Origin of the sequence: Bradyrhizobium sp. CCBAU 53340 (genome assembly GCF_015291645.1) — a bacterium.
In the GTDB taxonomy this organism is placed as follows: Bacteria; Pseudomonadota; Alphaproteobacteria; order Rhizobiales; family Xanthobacteraceae; genus Bradyrhizobium.
In genome coordinates, this window is record NZ_CP030055.1 from 1,052,585 (window position 1) to 1,074,950 (window position 22,366).

The window sequence follows — 22,366 nt, forward strand, 5'->3', positions numbered from 1 at the left end:
TAATTTTCAGAGCCATGAGTGATTCGCTTGAGCGGCTATATCTGGCTGTGCTCGCGGCCAGGGATCTTGATCCGGCAACATCGCGTACCGCCCGGCTGTTTCAGCGCGGGCCCTCCAAAATGGCCAAGAAGCTGGCGGAAGAGGCGATCGAGGTCGTGATCGACGCGGTCAACGGTGACACCGAGGCCGTGGTCCGGGAAAGTGCCGATCTGCTCTACAATCTCACAGTGCTCTGGGCCTCGGCCGGCGTGCGTCCGGAAGACGTCTGGCGCGAGATGTCGCGGCGCGAGGACATGCTGGGCATTGCCGAAAAGTTGCCGAAGTCGTCGATGAAGCTGCCCAAAGTGGCATCACCTCGCATCTCGGCGAGGCGGCCAATTGTCGCGCTCGAAGGCCGCGCAGCGCGCAAACGGCACTAAAGCGCGATTGAACCGTCATCGCGCTTTAGGTTGTTGTTTGAGCGTGATCTTTTCGGAAAACCGCTCACACTTTGCGCTAACGCGGCCCTTCGGGTCCAGATCACGCTAACCGTCACAAAACTGGCGATGGACAAATCCGTCCCATGGTGCTTCATCGCGGCGCCATGCTGAAACGTATCTACGACTGGTGCATCGACGCCGCTCACAAGCCCTACGCGCTCTGGATCATGGGTGCCGTGGCTTTCGCAGAAAGCTCCTTCTTTCCCGTTCCCCCGGACGTGATGCTGATCCCGATGTCGCTGGCGCGCCCGCAGCGCGCCTGGGTCTATGCGGCGGTCTGCACTGCGACCTCGGTGCTGGGCGGGCTGCTCGGCTACGCTATAGGGGCGCTGCTCTATGACTCGGTCGGCCAGTGGCTGATCCACCTCTATGGTCTCGGCGGCAAGATCGATGCGTTTCGCGAATCTTACGCTACGTACGGCGCCCTCATCATTATCGGTAAGGGCGCCACGCCCATCCCATATAAGCTCATTACAATTGCCTCGGGATTCGCTGGTTACAATATCTGGCTATTTGTGTTGTGTTCGATCATCGCCCGCGGCATTCGATTTTTCCTCGCCGCGATCCTGCTCAACCGTTATGGCGATTGGATCCGCGAGCGGATCGAGCGGCATCTCGGCCTGTGGGTGGCGCTCGGTGCCGCCGTGCTTGTGTTGGGCTTCGTGGTGGCGATCAAGCTGATCTAGGATTCGGATGGGCCGCGCTTTGACGCCGCGCCAGCTTCGGCTACGGTTGCCCGCATGATGGTTCGATCCGGCAATTCGGCCGTGCGACTCGGGACGCTGATGTCAGCAGTGTTGCTCCTGCTCGGTGCGGCCGAGACCGGATGGCCGCAATCCGCGCCGCCGACCCCTGGTCTCCGGGAGCAGGGACCCCAGGTCGCGCCGCCGCCCCCGCCGTCGAGCCCGGCGTCAGGCGAGGACGATCGCGGGCTGATCCACGGATTGAGCAACCTGTTCGACAAGGTGCCCTCGTTCCTGCCGCCGATCAAAAGTCCCAGCGAGACCCTCGATGATCTGTCGCGGCTGGCCAAACCCTCGGCCATGGTCTCGGGACGCGTGGCTTGCCCGGTCTCTTCGAACGGTGCGCCCGACTGCAAGCCCGCCGCCGACCAGCTCTGCCAGAGCAAGGGCTACAAGGAAGGCAAGAGCCTCAATACCGACTCCGCCGAGAAGTGCTCGGCCAAGGTTCTCATTCCCGGCAGGCAACGCAAACCGGATGATTGCCGCACCGATACCGTCGTCACCAGCGCGCTGTGCCAGAACTAGGGACGTCGCGCGAGCAGCAAGGAGCGCCCATGAGCCGCTACGAGCAGGACTTCCTCGGACAGCGTGAGATCGCCGACGACATCTACTACGGCGTCCAGACCATCCGTGGAAAGGAGAACTTCCACATCACCGGCATTCCGATGAACCAGGAGCCTTACTTCGTGAAGGCGTTGGGTTACGTGAAGAAGGCCGCGGCGATGGCCAACCGCGATCTCGGCGCGATCGATGCCAAGGTCGCCGATGCGATCATCCTCGGTTGCGATCGCGTCATTGCCGGCGACATGATGGAGCAATTCGTCACCGACTTCATCCAGGGCGGCGCCGGCACCTCGACCAACATGAACGCCAATGAGGTGATCGCCAACCTCGCGCTGGAATCGCTCGGCTTCGCCAAGGGCGACTATCAGCATGTCAGTCCCAACGACCACGTCAATTACGGCCAGTCGACCAACGACACCTATCCGAGCGCGTTTCGCCTCGCCCTGATCCTGCGGCTCGAAAGCTACATGACGGCGCTGCGCCAGCTCCAGGAAGCCTTCTTCGCCAAGGGCCGCGAGTTCGACCGTGTGCTGAAGATGGGCCGCACGCATCTCCAGGACGCGGTCCCGATGTCGCTCGGCGCCGAATTCAAGGGATGGGGTACCACCATCGGCGAGGAGGTCGACCGCATCTCGGAAGCGCGTGCGCTGCTGCGCGAAATCAATCTCGGCGCTACCGCGATCGGCACCTCCGTGACGGCCGCGGTCGGCTATCCAAAACTCGCAGTCCGGCACTTGAGCGCACTTACCGGCGTCGACTTCATCCTCGCCGGCGATCTGGTCGAAGCGACGTCGGACACCGGCGCTTATGTGCAGCTCTCCGGCGTGCTCAAGCGCACCGCGAGCAAGCTGACCAAAATCTGCAACGACATCCGCCTGCTCGCTTCGGGCCCGCGCGCCGGCTTCAATGAGATCAATCTGCCGCAATTGCAGCCGGGCTCATCGATCATGCCGGGCAAGGTCAATCCCGTGATCCCCGAGGTCGTCAACCAGACCAGCTTCCTTGTCATCGGCCTCGACACCACGGTGACGCTGGCGGCCAGTGCCGGCCAGCTCCAGCTCAACGTGATGGAGCCGGTGATCTCGTTCGCGCTGTTCTTCTCGATCCGCACCATGGAACGTGCGGTCAACAGCCTGCGCGAGAATTGCGTCGTCGGCATCACCGCCAACGAGGACCACACTCGCAACATGGTGCTGAACTCGCTCGGCATCGTGACCGTGCTGAAGCCGCTGCTCGGCTACAAGCAATGCGCCGAAATCGCGCGCGAGGGCTACAAGAGCGGCAAGTCGCTGCACCAGATCGTCGTGACCGAACGCAAGCTGCTGACGCAGGAGAAATGGGACGAGATGTTCTCGTTCGAGCGGCTGATCAATCCGGATTTGATCGGGTAGTTCTTTGTAATCCGCAGCTCTTCCCGTCATTGCGAGGAGCTCGCGACAAAATTGCGTAGCAATTTTGCGCTGATGCGACGAAGCAATCCATGGTCTTTCCGCAGAGACAGTCTGGATTGCTTCGCTTCGCTCGCAATGACGACGGGGGCAGGCGGCCGGGGCGGAATTCCGCGCGTTGGAATTGCGGCTACGCCATCCGCGACGGCGCCACAACGCAATACTTGACAGTGGAAAGATTGCCTTGTTGGTATGGCTCCCAACCTCTCATGCGTCTGCCAACAAAAGGATCGCTCCGCAATGTCCATGCCTGCTCTGTTCAAGGGACGCCTGTCGATCCCCGTGATCGGTTCGCCGCTCTTCATCATCTCGGTGCCCGACCTCGTGATCGCACAATGCAAGGCGGGCGTGGTCGGCTCGTTTCCGGCGCTGAATGCCCGGCCGCCGGAGCTGCTCGACGAATGGCTGGCGCGGATCACTGAGGAGCTTGCGGCCTATGACCGCGCGCATCCCGAGCGTCCGTCGGCGCCATTCGCGGTCAACCAGATCGTGCACAAGTCGAACAACCGGCTCGACCACGACATGCAGCTCTGCGCCAAGTACAAGGTGCCGATGATCATCTCTTCGCTTGGCGCGCGCGAAGAGCTCAATCAGGCCGTTCACGGCTGGGGTGGCATCGTCTTCCACGACGTGATCAATCAAAAGTTTGCCCACAAGGCGATCGAGAAGGGCGCCGACGGCCTGATCCTGGTTGCGGCCGGCGCCGGCGGCCATGCCGGCACCATCTCGCCGCTCGCTTTCGTCGCCGAGACGCGCAAATGGTTTGACGGTCCGATCGCGCTGTCGGGCGCCATCGGCAACGGCAAGGCGATCCGCGCCGCGCGCATCCTCGGCGCCGACTTCGCCTATATCGGCTCGGCCTTCATTGCGACCAAGGAAGCCAATGCGGTCGACAAGTACAAGGAGATGATCGCAGGCTCCACGGCCGACGACATCGTCTATTCCAATCTCTTCACCGGCGTGCACGGCAATTATCTGAAGCCGTCGATCCTCGCCGCCGGCATGGATCCGGAGAACCTGCCGACGTCCGATCCGTCCAAGATGAATTTCGGCACCGACGCCTCCGGCGAGCGCGCCAAACCGAAGGCCTGGAAGGAGATCTGGGGAAGCGGCCAGGGCATCGGCAGCGTCGAGGGCATCGTCCCCGCGGCCGAACTGATCGCGCGCTTCAAGAAGGAATACGACGAAGCGATCGATCCGCCGCTCTAACCGCTCTTGCGTCCCGGACGCGCTGCAGCGTGCAACGCTGCTGCGCAGAGCCGGGACCCAGCGCTGCCGCAAATGGACCCCGGCTCTGCAGCGCACCGCTTGCGCGCTGCGCTGCGTCCGGGGAACGCCAGTTGAGATATCGAACTAGCATGAGTGCCATCTACCGCGTCGACGGCAACAGCGTCGTCACCAGCCCGAATGCTGCCGGTCCCTGGGACCGGCGCATGCAGCACGGCTCGGCGCCATCAGCGCTGGTGACGTGGGCGGCGGAGCGGATTCCAACGCCCGTGCCGATGAACGTCGCACGCGTCACCATCGATTTGATGCGCCCGGTGCCGGTGGCGTCTCTCACCATCGAGACCGAAGTGCTGCGCGAGGGCCGCAAGATCCAGCTCTGCGAGATCAAGCTCTTCGCGGATGGTGTTCAGGTCGTCAGCGCCACCGTGCTCAAGATCAAGCAACAGTCGCAGCCCTTGCCCGATGAGGTCAGGGACTTGCCGGTCACGCTGCCGCCGCCCGAGGACTCGCTGGTCGAGGACGGCCACGGCGCGACCAGTCCGTTCGCGGGCATGGTCTCGATGCGCGCCGCGCGCGGCCGCTTCGGCCAGGCCGGGGCCGGCGCGATCTGGTTTCGACTCGACCATCCGCTTGTCGAGGGCGAGGCGGTCTCGCAGGCGATGCGCGCCGTGGTCGCCGCCGATTTCTCCAACGGCACCGCCTCGACACTCGACTTCCGCAGCTGGACCTACATCAACGCCGACCTCTCGGTGAGCCTCGCGCGCCAGCCGGTCGGCGATTGGATCCTGCTCGACGGCGAATCCTGGATTGGTCCTGACGGTGCGGGTCTTGCGATGTCGCGCCTAGCCGATCGGCAGGGCTATTTCGGCCGCGCTGTCCAGAGCCTGGTGATCGAGAAGCGGTGAACGTGACGGCAAACGCCGCGATGATTGTTGCCGATTGAACGGCAGGCTTCCGCCGCCGCGGAAGGGATGCCTCGCATCCTGCCAGTTCAGAATCCGTAGAAGATCTTGATCTCCCACAGCACCACGACGATAGCCGTGATCAACGTGACCGCGGCGACTGCACTTTCCAGGGAAGCGACTCTCATGTCCCACTCCGCTTCCCAGCCCCGTCAGCGGTCTAGTTGATTCCCCGATTCGCAGGCAATCGCACAGGCCGCGCGCGCACGCACTCCGCGGCGCATTGTGGTGCCGGGGCCACAATGGCCCCGTAAAATCCCGGGTGAAAACCCTGTTTCTTCCCGGGATTTCGCGCGATGCGTGTAATCCGAACCTGCCGATGCAATCAGGAAGACTTACCCCACCATCCGGTCCCGGCCGCTCCAGAAGCCCGCACGCAGCACCTTCTTGTCGACCTTGCCGACGCCGGTCATCGGCAACTGCTTGATGAACTGGATCTGCTTCGGCGCATGCGCCGAGCCTTTTCGCGACTTCACCAGATTGATCAGCTCGTCCGGATCGGGTCTTGTGCCCTCGCGCGGCACGACGATGGCGGTGACGGCCTCGCCCCATTTCTCGTCGGGAATGCCGACGACCGCGACCATCGCGACATCGGCGTGCTCCGACAGGACGTCTTCGACCTCGCGCGGAAAGATGTTGAAGCCGCCGGTGACGATCATGTCCTTCTTGCGGTCGAGAATGAACATGTAGCCGCGCTCGTCCCGGCGCGCGATGTCGCCGGTGTGGACCCAGCCGTTCTTCAGCGTCTCCGCGGTGATATCAGGCCGCTTCCAGTATTCCGCCATCACATGCGGCGCACGCACGCAGATCTCGCCGGGATCGCCCGTCTTCACCTCCTGGTCGTTGTCGTCGAGAATTTTGACCTCGCAGGCCGCGATCGGAAAGCCGCAGGAGAGAAACAGCTCCGGCGTCTTGGGATCGTGATCCCTCTTGCGCAAGACCGAGACCGGATAGCATTCGGTCTGGCCGTAAAGCTGCGAGAACACCGGGCCGATGCGCTCGATGCCCTCGATCAAACGAGCCGGCGACATCGCGGAGGCGCCGTAGAGCACGAGCTCGAGCGATGAGAGGTCGGTCTTGGCAAGCGCGGGATGATCGAGCAGCACGTAGATCATCGTCGGCACGAACAGCGTGAAATTGATGCGCTCGCGCGCGATCGTCGTCAGCACGGCCTCGGGATCGAAACCTTTCAGCATGTGCACGGTGCCACCGCGCATCAGGGTCGGCAGCACCTTGGTGCCCGCGACGTGGCTGATCGGGGCGACCGTGAGATAGCGCGCGGCGTCGGGGATCTCGAAATCGGCGAGGATCGCGCCGGCAGCTCCGGCGTTTTCGCGATGGTAACGCAACGCGCCCTTGGCCTTGCCGGTGGTACCGCCGGTGTAGTTCAGCGTGGAGAGATCGTCGAGGCTTGCGAGGCACTGCGCGCTGGCATGTCCTGCGCCCTCGATCGCCGCCAGTAGATCGACGCCATAGTCGGCCGGTCCCATCGTAAAGACCGCCTTGAGCCGCGTTGCTTTCGCGGCGAGCTCGCCGCCGCGATCGCGAAAGGCGGCCACATCGACCACCAGCACTTCGGCTTCCGAATCCTCGAGCTGAAAGAGCTGGTCCGTCTCCGACCCCAGCGGATGCAGCCAGGTAATGCAGCATCGCGACAACTGCGCGGCAACACCGGCGCACCAGGTATCGGCACGGTTCGCTGTCAGGAACGCCATGCGCGCACCGCGCTGCAAGCCGAGCCGCACGAACACGCCCTGAATGCGTCCAATCAGATCGATGGTGCCCTGATAGCTCAGCGATCCGCCGGGCCACGCGAAAGCCGTGCGGCCGGGATAACGCGCCAGCGCCCGTAGCGTCTGCGCACAAGTCGGGGACGATGCGTGGAGCGGATCGGACATATGTTTCCTCGTTGCTTTGTCATCGGCTTCTCACGTGCCAATGTTGCCGATGACGCTAGCACAGGGAATGCGGGATGGAACGGCAAAGCCCGCGGAAGGAGGCATGGTTGATATCCGATCGACTGCAACGCTTCAGCGATCGCCTCGCTCTGCCCTTGATCGCTGCCCCGATGTTTCTGGTGTCGGGCGTCGAGCTCATGGTCGCCGCGTGCCGCAATGGCGTGATCGGCAGTTTCCCCACCGTGAATTGCCGCAGCACGGAACAGCTCGATCAATGGTTCACCGAGATCGCAATACGGTTGCGGCAGCATGGGGATCAGACCGGCCGCAAGGCTGCGCCGCTTTGTCCGAATTTGATCGTGCATCGCTCCAACGCGCGGCTGGAGCAGGATCTCGCCGTGCTGCTCAAGCACAAGCCGGAGATCGTCATCACCTCGGTCGGTTCGCCCGCGCCGGTGTTGAGGCCGTTGCATGATGCCGGCAGCCTGGTGCTGGCGGATGTCGCCTCGATCCGGCACGCCGAGCGCGCGGCGGAGGCGGGCGCTGACGGGCTGGTGCTGCTCACCGCGGGCGCGGGCGGTCAGACCGGCTGGCTCAATCCGTTTGCTTTCGTCCGCGCGGTGCGCGCGTTTTACGATGGCATCATCGCCCTCGCCGGCGGCATCAGCGACGGCCGCGCGCTGCATGCGGCTGAAGTGCTCGGCTGCGATCTCGGCTACATGGGCACGAAGTTCATCGCCACGCGCGAGAGCATGGCGGACGAGCGGCACAAGCAGATGCTGGTCGAGAGCAGCGCCGACGACATCCTGCTCACCACCGCCTTCACCGGATTGCAGACCAGCATGCTGAAACCGTCGATCGTTGCCGCTGGGCTCGATCCCGACAACCTGCCGGCGCGCGGCGCGATCGACATCGGCAAGGACATCGACGTCACCGCGCGCGAGAGCAGGCCGAAGCGCTGGCGCGATATCTGGAGCGGGGGACATTCGACATCGGGCGTCAGCGGCGTGATCGCGGTTGATGACCTCGTGGCGCGAACGGTCGCGGAGTACCGCGAGGCGGGTGGCCGCTGACGTTCCGCGGTGCCCAGCACGGTTAATCCCGCATGGCTCGGCGCCCCCTCACTTAACGGCAGATTAACCATCGCCCGCCAAGAATTCCCCTCACGGCCGCCAATCAGGACGAGAGGGACAGGCGATGGATTTCGATTTTCTCAACCGCAAGACATCAGCCACGCTGGATGAAATCCGCGTCCGCGTCGCCCACGCGCTGGCCCGTCACCCGCTCTGCCGCAATGTCCGCTTCGACATCGTCGGCGTCTCCCGCACCCGCCGGGGCGGCAACTGGACGGTGACGCTACAGTCGGTCGAGCCGCGCGCGGTCTGGGAGGCCTCCGAGATTGTCGCCGACATCCAGGATGCCTACGATCTGACAGTAGCTGCCTGATTTCACTGGGTATTTTGACTTTGTCGCCGCAACCTTGGTGATTGTCGCCGCAAAGGCACACTCAAGCCTTAATTCGTGCCCTTTTCCCGGGCATCTCTAACAACATCGTGAAGCGGTTCTTCCGGAGAGACGTTTGTCCAGAGCCATCACCATCACCGTGCTGACCTGCTTCCTCGTCCTCGGTGCCGCCACCACCGCCATTCTTGGCCGCGACAGCGTGCCCAGCGCCAGCGCCGAGATGATCACCCAGGCCGCGCCCAAGCCGCTCGCCGCCAACCGTGCTGCCAAGGCCGACCGCTTGGTTCCGACGCTGGCGCTAGCCTCGGCCGCGATTGAGCCGGTTCAGGTGCCGGCCGACAAGCTGTCACAGGCCCCGGTGCTCATCGAGCCCCTTCGTCAGGCTTTTGCCGCGGCCACACCGTCCGATTTCCCAATGCCGAAGGCCGTGGAGACCAAGGCCGTCGAAACCAAGTCTGGCGAGACGAAGGTTGCGTCCTTGGAGACGCCAGCTCCCGCAGAAACCACCGCCGCCGTCGAAGCTCCGGCAAAGCCGAAGGTCGTCGCCAAGCCGCAGCCGCAAAAGACCTACTCCCTGCTCTCCGACGTGCAGATCGCCGGCATCCGGGATCGCCTGAAATTGTCGTCGTCGCAGGAATATTACTGGCCCTCGGTCGAGACCGCCTTGCGCAACGTCGTCAAGAAGATCTCGGCCAACAAGCTCTCCAATCCGAACGGGCCGAACGTGCAGATCGATCCGAATTGCGATGAGGTCCAGCAGCTGAAGTCGGCCGCGATGCCGTTGCTGTTCCAGCTGCGTGACGACCAGAAGGAAGAAGTGCGCAAGCTTGCTCGCATCATCGGGCTCGAGAAGGTCGCGCAGCAGATCTGAGACGACGTTCCCTGCCGGGAACCGTTTTGAATCAGGAACATCCGGCAATCCCACCGCGTTGCTCGCTTCAAACACGGAGTGGGCCAATGCGCGTCTCGACAGCTTATTTCGTCGGCGCCGGAACGATCGTCGTCGCCATTGCCATTGGCCTTGGTGGTGGCATCGTCGCCGGCAACATCATGAATCCAATCGCGCCCAAGCAGGGGCCCGATACCAGCAGGATGGCGCAACGCAATGAGGCCGCTGCGCCGGCCGCGACGAATGCGCCCTCGGAGCGCGTGCAATATCTCTCGGGATCACAGGCATTCAGCGCGATGATTGCCGCACCGGCTCAGGCGCAGAATGAAGCCAAAGTCGACTCCAAGCCCGACTCGGGGACGGCGCAGGCCAATGCTGAGCCGTCGGCGCCGCCACCTCCGCAGGCAGCGGCTGTTGAGCCATCCAAGCCAACGCCATCGCCTCCGTCTCCGGCAAAGCCGGTCGAACAGCAGGCTTCCACAGAACCGGCATCCTCTCCCGACAATGCTTATGCCAAGGCCAGGGATTCTGACCTGAAGCGCGCCGCGTCCGAGCGGCGGCGGGCCGAGCGGCACGAGCGCTGGGCCGAGCGCCACCGCTATGATCAGCGCGATGCACGCGGCGGGCGCGATCAAACCAACTGGGATGACGTCGCGCGCAACATCCGCGAAGATTCCAGCGGACGCGACTATGCCAGCCGGCCGCGCAGCGGCTTCCCGCAAATCCGGCTGTTTGGCTCCGACGATGATGATTAGCGCCCGACGCCGCCGCGCACGCGATCGTGAGCGGCGGTTCGTTTTGTGGCAGCGCTTGCCTCAATTTTCAACTTCCGGATGATCGCAGTGCGAGTCATGATTGACGCAGCCAGCCAGAGGCCGCGTCATGGGAGTAGCGCTGCTAGCTTGGGGACGCTTCTTCGGTCCGCACGGCGAACGCGTCACCGTGCCGGCGCCGGTCGACGGACGCGGCGCGCCCTGGCTGCTCGATTTCCTGACCACCCATGCTCGCGCGCTGCGCAATGTCGGCTTTACCGCAATCCAGCTGCCGCCGACGTCGAAGGCGCAAGGCGGCGCGGGGCCTGGTTGTGACGGCTACGGCGTGTTCGATCCGCGCGACATCGGCAGCAAGAACCAGCAAGGCTTTGTCGCCACGCGCTACGGCGCCAAATCGTCGCTGACGCGCCTGGTCGCGGTCGCGCATGCCTGCGACATCGACGTCTATCTCGATCTCGTGCTGCATCAGCGCAGCGGCGAGAATGGCGGACCCGGCGTGTTTCGCTATCTCGGCGCGGACGGGCAGACGCTGAATGGACGGCACGCAACCTCGCCAGGCTGGTTTCGCGGCGTGCCGCCGGACGATCTGCCCGATGATGATGTGCCGAGCCCGCCCAACGATTTTCCTTTCGGCCGCGAACTGTCCTATCAGCGCTGCCGTCCGCCGCGCGTCACGATCGAGGATGCGCTCGACTTCGGCGAATGGGTGTTCCGCACCACGGGCGCGGACGGGGCGCGTTTCGACGACGTCAAGGGCACCTGGGCGCCCTTCGTGCACGAGTTCATGACCCATGGCGTGATGGCCTCGAAATTCTTCTACTCGGAGTATTTCGACGGCAATCGCGCCATCCTCAACGGTTGGGCGACGCAACCGCCGCTCAGCGGCCGGTCGCTCGTTGCCGACTTCCCGATGCATTGGGCGTTGCAGGCCGCCTGCGACGGCGGCAACGCGCGCGTGCTCGACGGCGCCGGCTATACGAGCTGGCGTCCGGATCTCACCTGCACCTTCGTCGACAATCCTGACACCGATACTTCACCGGGCCAGCAGGTCATCAGCAACAAGCTGCTCGCCTACGCCTTCCTGCTGTCAATCGAGGGCTACCCCTTCGTCTACGGTAAGGACTATTTCCCGCCGAGCGTCTGGCCCGGCGCTTACGGGCTGAAGCCGTGGATCGACAATCTAATCTGGATCCACGAGCATCTGGCGAACGGGCCGACCAGTGGTCGATTCGTGGACGACAAGGTGATCGTGCTCAACAGGACCGGCGCGCCCGGCCTGCTGACCGCGCTGAACTTCGACACCATGAACGCGCGCGCGATCAGCTGCCAGACCGCGTTCGGCGCCCATGTGCAGCTGCACGACTACACCGGCCATCATCCCGATATCTCAACCGATGAAAACGGCGTTGCGACCTTCACGATTCCGAGCAACGCCTTCAGCAAGGGACAGAGCTATCTGTGCTTCTCGCGCGCCGGCCTCAATCTCGCGTCGATCCGGCATCCGCGCCACACCACGCAGACGATCTTTGGCGCGGCGGATCTCGACACGCTGCCGGCGACCAATGCCGAGACCGAGGCGGCGCGGATCTGGATCGAGCAGGGCAGCAAGATCACCCTCCAGATCAGCCTCGATCGCCAGGGCCTATCGGCGGACGGCTCGCTCAAGGTGACAGTCACCGATGCGCAGGGGCACGGCGTGCTCGAGACCGTGTGCCGCGGCGATCATGTCGGCGCGGAAGCAGCGGTCGGCGCGGGCGGCGAACATCATATTCGCGTGGCGGGCCAACAGTTGCCGGCGCACGGCGCGACATTTTCGATCGATGTTACCTACCTTGCCCCACAAATCATTTGAGAGGGTCCCATGTCGTTGCATCTGTTGTGGACTTCCGCCGACAGTCTGATTGTCGCCTTCGCGCTCGCATTCATCATGCCGCAGCGTCACGTCCTGCCGCTCGCGCTGATGTTCGGCCTCTGCGACGGGCTCGGTTCGGCACTCGGAGCCAGCGCGCCGCTCGCAGGCGGTCTTGCCGCGGTTCTGCTGATGGCGTGTGGCGCGACACTACTGTTGTGGCGATCCATCGCGCAACGTCTGCTCGACGCGCCGGGCTGGCTCTATGTGCTGCCGCCGCTGCTGGCGATCGACAATGTCGTGTTGCGCACGCCTGATGCGCCGCTCCTCGCGGCGCTGTCGAGCGCGATCATGGCCGGGCTCGGCTTCGGCTGCGGAGCCGCCGTGCTGAACTGGTGGCGCGCAGGCCTGCACGACGAACGACCGCTGGCCGGCGTTTGCCTGATCGCGACCGGTAGCTTGCTCGTCTGGGGAGCCTGACCATGGCCGCCTCCGTCACCACCCGCAGCTACGATCTCGCCAGGACCGGCACGAACAACGCAGAGACGGTGCTGACCGCAACCGCGGTGCGCGCCAAGGGAATCGTAAAACTCTTCGGCATCCCCATTCCCGACGATCCCCGGCTCGAGGCGCAGCCGCTCGCGGTCGGCGGCGTCCGCACGGCCGACGGCAAGAGCCGCGACCTGATCTTCCAGGCCACCATGGGCAATTGGGTCTACGCTTTCGATGCGGTAACGGGCGAAAAAATCTGGGCGACAAATCTCGGCCGTCCCATCGTCGGAACGCCCGCCATCGATGGTCACATGACCAACGTCAATTGGGGAATCCTCTCGACCCCCGTGATCGACGAGGCCGCCGGCATTCTCTATGCGTGCGCCTGGATCAGCGACGACGGCAGCGTGGCCAAGGCCCAGCATTTTCTCGCAGCCTTGCGGATCAGCGACGGCTCGAAGGCGCACGATCTCCTCAATCTGGAGGGCGCGGTCTACACCCCGCCGGGCGGATTGCCGGTGCAGAAATTCGTCTCGATCCAGCGCAAGCAACGCAGCGCGCTGACGCTGACGCAGAACCACGTGCTGATTCCCTTCGGCACGGTCAGGGAGACGTCGGCGGCGGCGCGGGGCTGGCTAATCGCGGTCGACGTTCATGCCTGGCATCTTGCGGCCGCGTGGTGCTCCACCGTGACGGGCTCGGGCGGCGGGCTATGGCAGAGCGGGGCCGGCCCCGCCATTGCCCCTGATGGTTCGATCTATGTCATCACCGGCAACGGCGCGTTCTCGCCGCAGCATGGCGATTTCGGCGAGAGCGTGGTGCGGCTGGCGCTGCACACCGGCGCTCACGCGCATTTCGAGGTGCTGTCGTGGTGGTCGCCGTGGACGGACGCCAACCGTGTCGGCGCTGCCGCCGCGGCCGCGGTTGAAGACGATGACGACGACGCGCACGCGCTGCCGTCGAACGTCTCGCTAACCGCGGTGATCGGCCATGCCAAGCGCATGGGAATGGCGCTCACGCCGCTTCATGCGCGGGAGACGGCGCATGTGGCGGTGACGTCAGGGCCCGACGTCATGGATGCGGAGATTGCGCCGGTGGTGGCACGACATTTGGCCGGGATGAAGGAATCGGCCTGGAGCGACCAGGATTTCGGATCGGGTGGTCCGGTCCATGTCGCATCGGCCCAGGCCGTGCTTGCGGCCGGCAAGGACGGCATTCTCTACACCGCCAACGCCGCGGCGCTCGGCGATACCCAGCAGGCTGACCTGTCGGCCGGTCACTTCGCTGCCAATTATGGCAAGCTCAAGATGCCGCCGATCCTCTATACGTATTTCGATCCCGCCGTGCCGCCGGCGCCGGCATCGCCGACGCAATTGAATCTGTTTCCGGGCGGTGCGACGCGGCATCTGCACGGAACGCCGCTGCTGTTCTCGTCCGCCACGCATGGGGTGATGCATATTGTCGGTGGTGAGAATAGTGCGCTCAGGGCCTGGTCGATCGCTCCAGACGGGACCTCGACCTATCTTGCCGGATCCAATGAGATCGCTTCGCCGCAATCGCCGCGGCCGTCAGGCGGCATGCCCGGCTGGAGCATCACACTCGCGGCCAATAACGGCGCTGACGCCATCGTCGTTGCGATGGTGCCTTACAAGGACAGCAACATGATGCTGAGCCCCGGCCGCTTCCTGGTCTATGACGCGCAGAATTTCGCGACCAATCCTGATGGCTCGAAGCGGATGCAGGTGATCTGGGACAGCGAGAATTGGGGCCCGGAGCACGCCTTCATGCATCCGAAGTTCAACCGTCCGATCGTCTGGAAAGGCCGGATCTATCGCCCGACCTATAACGGACAGCTCGACGTCTATGGGCTGACGAATTAGCGAGATCTCTGCGCGTCCACAATCGTCGGATGGGCAAAGGCGCAAAAGCGCCGTGCCCACCAAACAGAAGTGATGGGCACGCTGTCGCTTTGCCCACCCCACGATACTAGATCGGTCAGCAGCACGCGCGGCGCGCCGGCGGCCAGCGCGCTGCGGGCCTCACCCAGCGTGCCGGCCGTGCGCGCCTCGTAGCCAGCTTTTACCAGCGCATCCTGAAGGCGCCAGCAGGTCGGAGCGTCGTCTTCGACGAGGAGGATGGTGATGGCCTCACCGGTCTCGCCCTGGTCCGTCATGATTATGGTCCCGGCCGCGTGTCCCCCGCGGCGCGCGCGCCACTCTAGCCGCGGCCATACGCGCGACACCCATAATCATGGGGGCGGGGGCGCTGGCAACCGCTGGACTCGGATCGTCGCCGTTCCGCTGTTGTTTTTGTAGAACTGGACGCGCCGGCCCTGGACCGGAACGAGCCAGCGCGGCGCATGCCGCGTCGACATCAGGCGCGGGAAGATCTGGACGGCGTCGTTGACGTAGAAGAACAGCTCGCCGGCCTCCGGCGCCTCGAACTCCGCGACGAACAGCTCGGACAATCCCTGCCTGTGCCAGAGCGCGCGCGCCGCCGGCAGCGCGGCTTGCGGGATCGGCTCGAAATCCCCGAACGGTTTCCACACGCGGTTCAATTCGCTGCCCGGCGTCTTGAACTCCGCTGAGTCCTCGACATGAACAGGGTAGTTGTCCTTGCTGTCGTCCTCATAGTCCGGCACCGTCGCGTTGACCCGCCGCGGCAGGTCGCTCGCCGGCAACCCGTTGATGGCTTGCAGCGGCAGATCGTACGATCCGCGTGCGCCGATCCGCACGATCGGCTGGAACCAGTCGGCGCCCTGGAGCCGCAGGATGGGAACGGCGAGGCGATGGGTCGGATCCGGCGGGGTCCTGAATCCGTTCAGGCCGGTCATGATGGTGCGGTCGAACCACGGATCGGCCATCTCGATCCAGACGCGGTATTTGCGGCCCTTCTCGACCGCGAGGCGGCTGGCCCAGCAGAAATCGCTGACGTCGAACAATTCGCCGCCGCGCGCCGTCGCCGGCGTGTCGCCGACAGCTTGCGTCGATGCGCTGCTCTTGCAGAAATCGCCGACGCCCGCGCGCCAGTCGAAATAGCCGCGGGACAGGAGCAGCAGACCGGAGCCGAAAATGGCGGCGAGGAAAATCGCAGGCATCAGGACGTTGGTGAAGGCCATGCGCACCGGCCAGGCATGCAATCGCATCCAGCGGCCGATTGCGAGCAGCCAGCCGGATTTGCTGACCCGCTTTCGCGATGCCATCCGGTCGGGGCGGTACCAGGCGAGGCGAGCGCGCTCCTGAATGCTGTCGCGCAGCGCCGCATTCCTGTTCCAGGCGATCAGGATGATGAGGACGAGGACTGTGGTCAGGAAGGGATAGTAGAGCGCAATGGCAAGCCACGGCGCCGTGTAGGATGGCAGCACGCTCGCGAGCAGATCGGCGAACGGCTTGACGACGGTGCTCGTGCCGTTGTCGATCGCAGTGATCCATTTGAGCAGGGCGGTATCTTCGAGCCCGTGCGCCTTGGACGATCCTACGACGGTGCGTGCGATCCAGGGCCATGCGGCGAAGACGATGAGCGCGATCACCAGCGAGAAATAGGCCACGCGGCGCCACCACACGGTGTCGAGGACCTGCCGCGCCATCTCGGGATTTGGCGGGCTCATCGCCATGAACGCGTCGGCTTCGGCTGCCTTGCGACCATCGCCTTCCCGCTTCGCATAGGCGGACCGCATGGCCTTGCGCGTCTCGTCCCGCGTCAGCGGCAGCACCTGTCCGTCCGGCAGCAGCACCCTCGCACTGGCCGGCAGCATCAGGGGAGCGTAATTGTCGCATCCGTGCAGCATGCGTTCGACCACGCCGAAGTGCACCACCGGCGCCCCGCCATCCTCGGCGCGGTCATGGATCGGCCGCGGGCCGTAGCGATACAGCACGCCGGCGCCGCTGCGTGAATCGTGCATCGGCCCGATGGCCGACTGGTACTCGCGGAAATGCTCGATCGTGCCGTCCTGGAAACGGAGCTGGCTGCCGAGTTGCTCGGCCATCCACACCAGCGGCACGAAAGACAAGGTGGATTCCGGATAGCCGCCGCCGATATCGGAATGCACGCCCGCGAACCACACTTCCTTGACGATCTGCCCCTTGGCAAGGTCGGCCTGGTCGATGCGTAGCGGATGAAAGGTGGTGCGTTCGTCGTCAAGCGCCAGCGCATGGCAGGCGTGCTTCACCTTGTCGGAGAGCCGGTAGTTTCTGAACGAGATCGGCCAGATCGCCCAGTCGATCGCGACACGGAGCTCCTCGACCGGTACGCCGAACGCCTCGACGGTGTCGAACAGGCCGAGGAATTCGATCTTGATGTCCTTGCGGCCGTCCATGGCCTCGCGAACCTTCGCGTAGGAGCGATGTCGGAAGACGAGGTCATAAAGATAGATCAGGACGTCGCGGATCCAGCGCACGATCCAGATCGTCGGCAGGCTGCGATAACCGACCGACTCCTTGCGATACTCACGCCAGGCGGCCATCGTATTGCGCTGCATCTCCGCATGCGACACCGCGACCTTGTCGATCACCGCCGGCACCAGCCCCTGGCTCGCGATCAATGCCGCCAGCGTGCGCGCGGTGAAGGCGCCGCGGCTGAAGCCGAAGATGTAGATCTCGTCGCCGGGTCGCCAGTTCCAGCACAGGAAGCGATAGAGCTTGCGAACGTTCGCCGGCACGCCGATGCCGGTGGCGCCATCGAGCGCGGCGAGCGGCGCCCAGCCGGCGGTGCCGACGCCCTTGATGTAGTAGGCGATCTGGTCGGGCTGGGTGTGGTCGAGCGCCTCGTAGAGTCGCCAGACGCTGGATTCCTGGGTCGTGAAGGCGTTGCCGGTGCCGTCGGCGAACAGCACCAGCTTGCGCCCTTTCGGCGCGCCGGCCGCAGTCGCGTCGGAAACTGGATCGTCGTGCGTATGGTCCGGCCTTGCAGGACCGTCATGCAACGCCCCGTCCTGGTGCGTCATGGACCCCTCCCGAAATGCAGTTGAGGATGCTTCAAGCCCCGCTCGGCCGGCATCCCAAAAATTCAATCAGTGGTTTCGCGATGAAGTAACGGATGTATTTCGCCCATGATCACGCTCAAGTAGCAATGAGGATCGCGCCGTCCCGCTCCGGCTGACTATGATCTGCACCACAATCGGCGAAAAAAATGCCCGGGTATGCCCGGGCATTCTCCTGTTTGTGAAGCGGCCGCGATTGCGAAGCGCGGTCGTCCGGCCCTATTTTCCGTTGCCGCGGCGGGCGCCGCCCCGCGAAGGCCGCATCAGCGACAATCGCGTTTGCCTGCGGCTTCAACGATCTCTCATGTTTCAACCGCTGCTTTCGCCGCAGGTTCGGGCTGACGCCGACCGCGGCGCGGGGGGAAGTGAGGGATCGCGCCTACGACGCTTCTACGCGCGGCGGCGGATAGCGCCGCGCCAGCATCGACAGCGGCAGGCGCCGCTCGTCAGCCGACAGCTCCCGCCAGGCCAGCACCAGCGGCCGCTTCCAGTCGCCGACGCCGAAATCCATCGACTCCCATTTCTGCGGCTCGGGCCCCTCCAGGCCGCGGACCCAGACGAAGTAGCGGGGCAGGTCGCCGGCATCCGTTTCGGTCGTGGGTCTCCTGGCCATCACATGCTCACTGCATCGACACGTATCCGCCCCAGGATATAGGTACTGGCCCGGCAAAGTCGAACGCGTCGCTGGTGGTCGAGGCCCGAAGGATATGAACGTGACTGTGACCGGCAGCTGGGGTGATGGCTCCGAGGTGATGAAGCGGCTGACCGGCTCCTGGTCGTTCGACAGGCTGATCGAGGGGCAGGGGAGCATGCAGGGTCTTGCGACCTTCACGCCGTCAGGCCCGGACGGCCTGGCCTATCGCGAACAAGGACGATTGAAGCTCCTGACCGGCACAGAACTCGAGGCTGAGCGCGAGTACGTCTTCCACGGGCACGGCCGCGGATTCGACGTCTTCTTCAAGGAGGCCCCGCCGCGGCTCTTCCACACGGTCGAACTGGTTGCGTCCGACGACGGCGCCTTGAACGGGAGCGCCGACCATCTGTGTGGTTTCGACCGTTATCAGTCGACCTACACCTTCCGCCCCGAAGGCAGCTTTGTCATTCGCCACGCCGTGTCAGGTCCGCGCAAGGACTACACGATGGTCACGACTTATAGGCGGAAGGCGTGAGGCCTGCTGTCGCTTCGCGATGCCCCGAATTTTTTCCGCCGACGCCGATGAGTCTCCGGGGTGCCGAGGGTCTCTATGAGCGATGACGGTGGCCAAACCGGCCTCCGCACCGAACTCGAGATGAAAAGGACTCGTCATGCTCCTCGAAAACAAGACAGCGGTCGTTTACGGCGCCGGCGGGGCCATCGGCGGCGCCGTGGCGCGGACATTCGCCCGCGAAGGGGCCAAAGTCTTCCTCTCCGGCCGCACGCTCGGCAAGGTCGAGCGCGTGGCCAAGGAGATTGTCGCAGCAGGCGGAACAGCAACGGCCTTTCAGGTCGACGCTCTGGACGAAGAGGCCGTGGAAAGCCACGTGGCCGCGGTCTTCAAGTCCAGCGGGCGGCTAGATGTGTCTTTCAACGCCATCACGCCGATCCCGCAGCCAGGGACCCAGGGGATCCCGATTGCCCAGCTGTCGGTCGACAGCTTCACCGCGCCGATCACCGCCTACATGCGATCGCACTTCCTGACGGCGCGAGCGGCGGCACGGCGAATGGCCGAGCAAGGCTCCGGTGTGCTGCTGATGCACACCCCTGAACCCGCACGGCTCGGTGCGGCTCTGGTCGGAGGGATGGGTCCCGCCTGGGCGGCGATGGAAGCCTTGAACCGCAACCTGTCCGCCGAATTCGGTGCGAGAGGTATTCGCGCGATCTGCCTGCGTTCGACCGGCATGCCGGAGACGGAGACAATCGAGGTCGTCTTCGGGCTGCATGCCAACGCGATGGGCATCCCGCGCGAGCAGTTTCTGGGCTTCATCGAGAGCCTCACGCATCGCAAGCGCTCGAGCAACATCTGCGAGGTGGCGGACATGGCGGCCTTCCTGGTCTCCGATCGGGGCAGCGGCATGACCGGAACTGTGGCGAACCTGACCGGCGGGTTGATCGTCGATTGAGCGCGTTCTGCTGCCGGCGATCAGCGACGCCAGGTTTGTGGAGACACTTAAGAGAGAGAAGCCATGAGCTACGAAAAGATCTTCGAATACGATCTCGACATCATCAGTGTGACTGAATACGGCGTGAACATGCAGGCCGTGTTAGCGGGGCAACAGAATGTGCCGCTGCACGGCGCTCAATTCGACGTTGCGCTCGCGGGACCGATCAAAGGCCGTATGACGGGCACGATGCGAGGCATCGACTATTTGCGTGTCCGTGCCGATGGCCGCAGGGAGCTCGATCTCCGCGCGACCATCGAGACCGAGGATGGCAGTCGGATCGCGTTTTCCGCCGACGGCGTCGGGACCCCGCGCGACGGTGAGCCGATCGTCGACCTGGCTGTGAAGATCGACCTCACCACGGCCGCCGCGGCCTATGCCTGGGTCAACGCACGACCGGCCTGGGGCGCGGGCTACGCGAACCTGGCTACAGGCAAGATCCACATCGACGCGTATCTGCATTGAGATTGGGGCGCGCTTGGGAGATTTGAGCCATGTTGTCGGAAAACGGATTGCTGCAGGGCAAGCGGGTGGTCGTCCTTGGCGCCAGCCGGGGCGTCGGCCGCGAGATCGTACGGCGTGCTGCGGACGAAGGTGCGCATGTCCTGGCGGTCGCCAGGCAGGCGCGCGGTCTCTCCTATCTCGCAAAGGAAATGCGCGTCGACACGCTGGCGCTGGACGCCGCTTCGGAAGCCGCGCCGCAGGAGGTCTTCGCCAGGACGAGGCCCGATCTGCTGGTGATCTGCGGCGGGGCCACCCCGCCAGTCCGTCCGATCCCCGAGCTCACCTGGGCCGAATTCGGCGTGAATTGGGAAGTCGACACCAAGATGGCCTTCCTGTTCTGCCGCGAGGCGCTCAACTTGCCGCTTGCGCCGGGCTCGGTCGTGGTGATCATCTCCAGCGGGGCCGGCCTCGGCGGGTCGCCGATCTCGGGCGGCTACGCTGGCGCCAAGCGCATGCAGATGTTCATTGCCAAATACTGTCAGGCCGAATCCGATCGCCGCGAGCTCGGCATCCGTTTCGTCGCGCTCGTCCCCTCCCGTGTCATGCCGGAGACGGAGCTCGGGCAGGCCGCCGTGACCGGCTACGCCCGCTACCTCGGCATTCCCCAGCAGAAGTTCCTCGAGAACATGGGCGCGCGCCAGTCGCCCGCTGATGTCGCCGAGGCGGTGCTCGTAGCCGCGGTCAAGCCGCCGGCTGAGGCAGGGGCGATCTTCACCGTTTCGGCCAATGGCGTCGCCGCGGCAAACTGAGGGAAGAGCGGGACTGCAGCAATTCAATGGTGCCGCCAAATGGTATCGTCATGAGAGACAGGACGTCGGTCGGTTCTCCAAACGTTGCGCCGCCGAGCCGAGCGGACTTCGCCCGCGTGGCCGAAGCGCATCGCCGTGCGCTCAAGCTGCATTGCTATCGCATGCTGGGATCGCTTCACGAGGCCGAGGACGCGGTCCAGGAGACCATGCTGCGGGCCTGGCGGGGCTTCGACGACTTCGAGGCGCGCGCCTCGATCAAGAACTGGTTCTACCGGATCGCGACGAACGTCGCGCTCAATATGGCGCGCCGTTCGAAGCACGGCCGGACGATGCCCGACCAGCTGGGAGGCCCGTCGACCCAGAGGCCGCAGGGGCGGCCGGATGCGGAAACGCTGTGGATCGAGCCCTATCCCGACGCCGAGCTCGAGAGCCTGCCGGATCCAGCCGGAGGGCCTGACGCCCGCTACGAGCTGCGCGAGTCTGTCCGTTTCGCGTTCATCACCGCCATCCAGCAACTGCCGCCGCGCCAGCGCGCCGTGCTGCTGCTGGCCGACGTCTTGGGCTGGTCAGCGATCGAGGTCGCCGCTGTGCTCGACGCCTCGGTGGCCTCGGTGAACAGCGCCCTGCAACGGGCGCGGGCCAAGCTGGTCACGCTCGACCGTGACGTTCGGCAGGCCCCGACCGCCGATGAACATCAGCGAAGCCTGCTGGAGCGCTACGTGCTGGCTTGGGAAAGCGCCGACCTGGAGCGGTTCGTTTCGCTGCTGAAGGAAGACGCCGTCTATTCGATGCCTCCCTGGCGAGAGTGGTATCGGGGCCGTTCTTCGATCGCGGATTTCTTCCGGGCCGTCTGGCCCGCTTATCGCGGTTTCAGGCTGGTGACTGTCGGCGCAAACCTGCAGCCGGCATTCGCCCTCTACTCCCTCGGCGCGGAAAGGCGCTGGAATGCCCACTCCATCCAGCTCCTGGCGCTGGACAAGGAGCGGATCGCGGCGATGACGATGTTCATGCAGCCGCTCGCCCAGAAGCTTTTCACTGCGTTCCGGCTGCCGGCGGTGCTGGAGCCCTGACCCGGCTCATTGAGCCGCCTCGCATGGGCCTCCTCCTCGGACGACTTCTGGATGGCAATCCTCGACTGGGCGTTTGATTCTGCTCAAGCGACGATGCCGGTTTCGGGAGAGAGTGACGTCCGTGTAGCTATGGAACCA

The 22,366-nt window shown here is 64.6% G+C and carries 20 protein-coding genes and 2 pseudogenes; 18 read left to right on the forward strand and 4 right to left on the reverse strand.

Translation table 11 applies throughout. The features are described from left to right. Window positions 1-14: 14 nt before the first annotated feature. From hisE to XH89_RS04940, 6 genes are all read left to right on the forward strand, one after another. Entirely contained in the window at window positions 15-419 is a 405-nt protein-coding gene (gene hisE, locus XH89_RS04915) for a phosphoribosyl-ATP diphosphatase (RefSeq protein WP_194465994.1), read from the forward strand. Between the two features lie 143 nt (window positions 420-562). Then, window positions 563-1,165 (forward strand): YqaA family protein, encoded by a 603-nt coding sequence (locus XH89_RS04920; protein ID WP_194465995.1) that lies wholly within the window; start codon window positions 563-565, stop codon window positions 1,163-1,165. A 54-nt stretch (window positions 1,166-1,219) separates the two neighbouring features. Next, on the forward strand, window positions 1,220-1,747 hold the full coding sequence (locus XH89_RS04925) for a hypothetical protein (RefSeq protein ID WP_194465996.1): 528 nt from the start codon (window positions 1,220-1,222) through the stop codon (window positions 1,745-1,747). Window positions 1,748-1,776: 29 nt separating this feature from the next. Next, window positions 1,777-3,177, forward strand: a complete 1,401-nt coding sequence (locus tag XH89_RS04930) for an aspartate ammonia-lyase (RefSeq protein WP_194465997.1) — start codon at window positions 1,777-1,779, stop codon at window positions 3,175-3,177. A gap of 297 nt (window positions 3,178-3,474) precedes the next feature. Then, a complete protein-coding gene (locus XH89_RS04935) occupies window positions 3,475-4,443 on the forward strand; it encodes a nitronate monooxygenase family protein (RefSeq protein ID WP_194465998.1) in 969 nt (322 codons plus the stop codon). Window positions 4,444-4,592: 149 nt separating this feature from the next. After that, window positions 4,593-5,366, forward strand: coding sequence for a thioesterase family protein (locus XH89_RS04940; RefSeq protein WP_194465999.1), 774 nt, complete (start codon window positions 4,593-4,595; stop codon window positions 5,364-5,366). A gap of 392 nt (window positions 5,367-5,758) precedes the next feature. Here the strand turns inward: XH89_RS04940 and XH89_RS04945 are convergent, their stop codons facing one another. Next, window positions 5,759-7,321, reverse strand: coding sequence for an AMP-binding protein (locus XH89_RS04945; RefSeq protein WP_194466000.1), 1,563 nt, complete (start codon window positions 7,319-7,321; stop codon window positions 5,759-5,761). A gap of 107 nt (window positions 7,322-7,428) precedes the next feature. On the opposite strand from XH89_RS04945, the gene XH89_RS04950 reads away from it, so the two are divergent. From XH89_RS04950 to XH89_RS04975, 6 genes are all read left to right on the forward strand, one after another. Further along, the gene (locus XH89_RS04950; protein WP_194466001.1) at window positions 7,429-8,394 is read left to right on the forward strand and encodes a nitronate monooxygenase family protein; all 966 of its coding nucleotides are present in this window, start codon (window positions 7,429-7,431) and stop codon (window positions 8,392-8,394) included. 124 nt (window positions 8,395-8,518) lie between these two features. Further along, complete coding sequence (locus tag XH89_RS04955; RefSeq protein ID WP_194466002.1) at window positions 8,519-8,767, forward strand: hypothetical protein; 249 nt, start codon at window positions 8,519-8,521, stop codon at window positions 8,765-8,767. 133 nt (window positions 8,768-8,900) lie between these two features. Next, window positions 8,901-9,656 carry a hypothetical protein gene (locus XH89_RS04960; RefSeq protein WP_194466003.1) on the forward strand — a complete coding sequence of 252 codons (756 nt, stop codon included), beginning with the start codon at window positions 8,901-8,903 and terminating at the stop codon, window positions 9,654-9,656. Between the two features lie 86 nt (window positions 9,657-9,742). Then, a complete protein-coding gene (locus tag XH89_RS04965; protein WP_194466004.1) occupies window positions 9,743-10,429 on the forward strand; it encodes a hypothetical protein in 687 nt (228 codons plus the stop codon). A gap of 127 nt (window positions 10,430-10,556) precedes the next feature. Beyond that, window positions 10,557-12,299 (forward strand): hypothetical protein, encoded by a 1,743-nt coding sequence (locus XH89_RS04970; RefSeq protein WP_194466005.1) that lies wholly within the window; start codon window positions 10,557-10,559, stop codon window positions 12,297-12,299. 9 nt (window positions 12,300-12,308) lie between these two features. Beyond that, window positions 12,309-12,776: a hypothetical protein gene (locus tag XH89_RS04975; RefSeq protein ID WP_194466006.1), complete on the forward strand. Its 468-nt coding sequence runs from the start codon at window positions 12,309-12,311 to the stop codon at window positions 12,774-12,776. A 1,999-nt stretch (window positions 12,777-14,775) separates the two neighbouring features. Here the strand turns inward: XH89_RS04975 and XH89_RS04985 are convergent. Both XH89_RS04985 and XH89_RS04990 read right to left on the reverse strand, forming a co-directional pair. After that, window positions 14,776-14,961: pseudogene (locus tag XH89_RS04985) on the reverse strand (DNA-binding response regulator); the annotation flags it as partial. Window positions 14,962-15,036: 75 nt separating this feature from the next. Beyond that, window positions 15,037-17,730, reverse strand: a complete 2,694-nt coding sequence (locus tag XH89_RS04990) for a DUF2235 domain-containing protein (RefSeq protein WP_194466008.1) — start codon at window positions 17,728-17,730, stop codon at window positions 15,037-15,039. Window positions 17,731-18,038: 308 nt separating this feature from the next. On the opposite strand from XH89_RS04990, the pseudogene XH89_RS04995 reads away from it, so the two are divergent. After that, window positions 18,039-18,176 (forward strand): annotated as a pseudogene (locus tag XH89_RS04995) (helix-turn-helix domain-containing protein); the annotation flags it as partial. Here XH89_RS04995 and XH89_RS05000 read toward each other — a convergent pair. Beyond that, window positions 18,146-18,379 carry a hypothetical protein gene (locus tag XH89_RS05000; RefSeq protein WP_194466009.1) on the reverse strand — a complete coding sequence of 78 codons (234 nt, stop codon included), beginning with the start codon at window positions 18,377-18,379 and terminating at the stop codon, window positions 18,146-18,148. The pseudogene XH89_RS04995 and the gene XH89_RS05000 overlap by 31 nt on opposite strands. Before the next feature lie 94 nt (window positions 18,380-18,473). Here XH89_RS05000 and XH89_RS05005 point away from each other — a divergent pair, with 94 nt between their 5' ends. The 5 genes from XH89_RS05005 to XH89_RS05025 all read left to right on the forward strand — a co-directional run bounded on the left by XH89_RS05005 (window position 18,474) and on the right by XH89_RS05025 (window position 22,228). Next, complete coding sequence (locus XH89_RS05005) at window positions 18,474-18,935, forward strand: DUF6314 family protein (protein WP_194466010.1); 462 nt, start codon at window positions 18,474-18,476, stop codon at window positions 18,933-18,935. Between the two features lie 136 nt (window positions 18,936-19,071). After that, window positions 19,072-19,866 (forward strand): SDR family NAD(P)-dependent oxidoreductase, encoded by a 795-nt coding sequence (locus XH89_RS05010; protein WP_194466011.1) that lies wholly within the window; start codon window positions 19,072-19,074, stop codon window positions 19,864-19,866. Between the two features lie 63 nt (window positions 19,867-19,929). After that, a complete protein-coding gene (locus tag XH89_RS05015; protein ID WP_246767742.1) occupies window positions 19,930-20,370 on the forward strand; it encodes a DUF3237 family protein in 441 nt (146 codons plus the stop codon). 29 nt (window positions 20,371-20,399) lie between these two features. Further along, complete coding sequence (locus tag XH89_RS05020; protein ID WP_194466012.1) at window positions 20,400-21,158, forward strand: SDR family NAD(P)-dependent oxidoreductase; 759 nt, start codon at window positions 20,400-20,402, stop codon at window positions 21,156-21,158. Between the two features lie 116 nt (window positions 21,159-21,274). Then, window positions 21,275-22,228 (forward strand): RNA polymerase subunit sigma-70, encoded by a 954-nt coding sequence (locus XH89_RS05025; protein ID WP_246767743.1) that lies wholly within the window; start codon window positions 21,275-21,277, stop codon window positions 22,226-22,228. Window positions 22,229-22,366: the final 138 nt, after the last annotated feature.

Excerpts from the sequence above, each read along its gene's own strand:
- XH89_RS05020 (WP_194466012.1), top strand. The coding sequence starts at position 20,400 with ATGTTGTCGGAAAACGGATTGCTGCAGGGCAAGCGGGTGGTCGTCCTT.
- XH89_RS04925 (WP_194465996.1), top strand. The coding sequence starts at position 1,220 with ATGATGGTTCGATCCGGCAATTCGGCCGTGCGACTCGGGACGCTGATG.
- XH89_RS05015 (WP_246767742.1), top strand. The coding sequence starts at position 19,930 with ATGAGCTACGAAAAGATCTTCGAATACGATCTCGACATCATCAGTGTG.
- XH89_RS04970 (WP_194466005.1), top strand. The coding sequence starts at position 10,557 with ATGGGAGTAGCGCTGCTAGCTTGGGGACGCTTCTTCGGTCCGCACGGC.
- XH89_RS04990 (WP_194466008.1), bottom strand. The coding sequence starts at position 17,730 with ATGACGCACCAGGACGGGGCGTTGCATGACGGTCCTGCAAGGCCGGAC.
- XH89_RS04920 (WP_194465995.1), top strand. The coding sequence starts at position 563 with ATGGTGCTTCATCGCGGCGCCATGCTGAAACGTATCTACGACTGGTGC.
- hisE (WP_194465994.1), top strand. The coding sequence starts at position 15 with ATGAGTGATTCGCTTGAGCGGCTATATCTGGCTGTGCTCGCGGCCAGG.
- XH89_RS04930 (WP_194465997.1), top strand. The coding sequence starts at position 1,777 with ATGAGCCGCTACGAGCAGGACTTCCTCGGACAGCGTGAGATCGCCGAC.
- XH89_RS05000 (WP_194466009.1), bottom strand. The coding sequence starts at position 18,379 with ATGGCCAGGAGACCCACGACCGAAACGGATGCCGGCGACCTGCCCCGC.
- XH89_RS04955 (WP_194466002.1), top strand. The coding sequence starts at position 8,519 with ATGGATTTCGATTTTCTCAACCGCAAGACATCAGCCACGCTGGATGAA.
- XH89_RS04945 (WP_194466000.1), bottom strand. The coding sequence starts at position 7,321 with ATGTCCGATCCGCTCCACGCATCGTCCCCGACTTGTGCGCAGACGCTA.
- XH89_RS04975 (WP_194466006.1), top strand. The coding sequence starts at position 12,309 with ATGTCGTTGCATCTGTTGTGGACTTCCGCCGACAGTCTGATTGTCGCC.
- XH89_RS05010 (WP_194466011.1), top strand. The coding sequence starts at position 19,072 with ATGCTCCTCGAAAACAAGACAGCGGTCGTTTACGGCGCCGGCGGGGCC.
- XH89_RS04935 (WP_194465998.1), top strand. The coding sequence starts at position 3,475 with ATGTCCATGCCTGCTCTGTTCAAGGGACGCCTGTCGATCCCCGTGATC.
- XH89_RS04940 (WP_194465999.1), top strand. The coding sequence starts at position 4,593 with ATGAGTGCCATCTACCGCGTCGACGGCAACAGCGTCGTCACCAGCCCG.
- XH89_RS05005 (WP_194466010.1), top strand. The coding sequence starts at position 18,474 with ATGAACGTGACTGTGACCGGCAGCTGGGGTGATGGCTCCGAGGTGATG.
- XH89_RS04965 (WP_194466004.1), top strand. The coding sequence starts at position 9,743 with ATGCGCGTCTCGACAGCTTATTTCGTCGGCGCCGGAACGATCGTCGTC.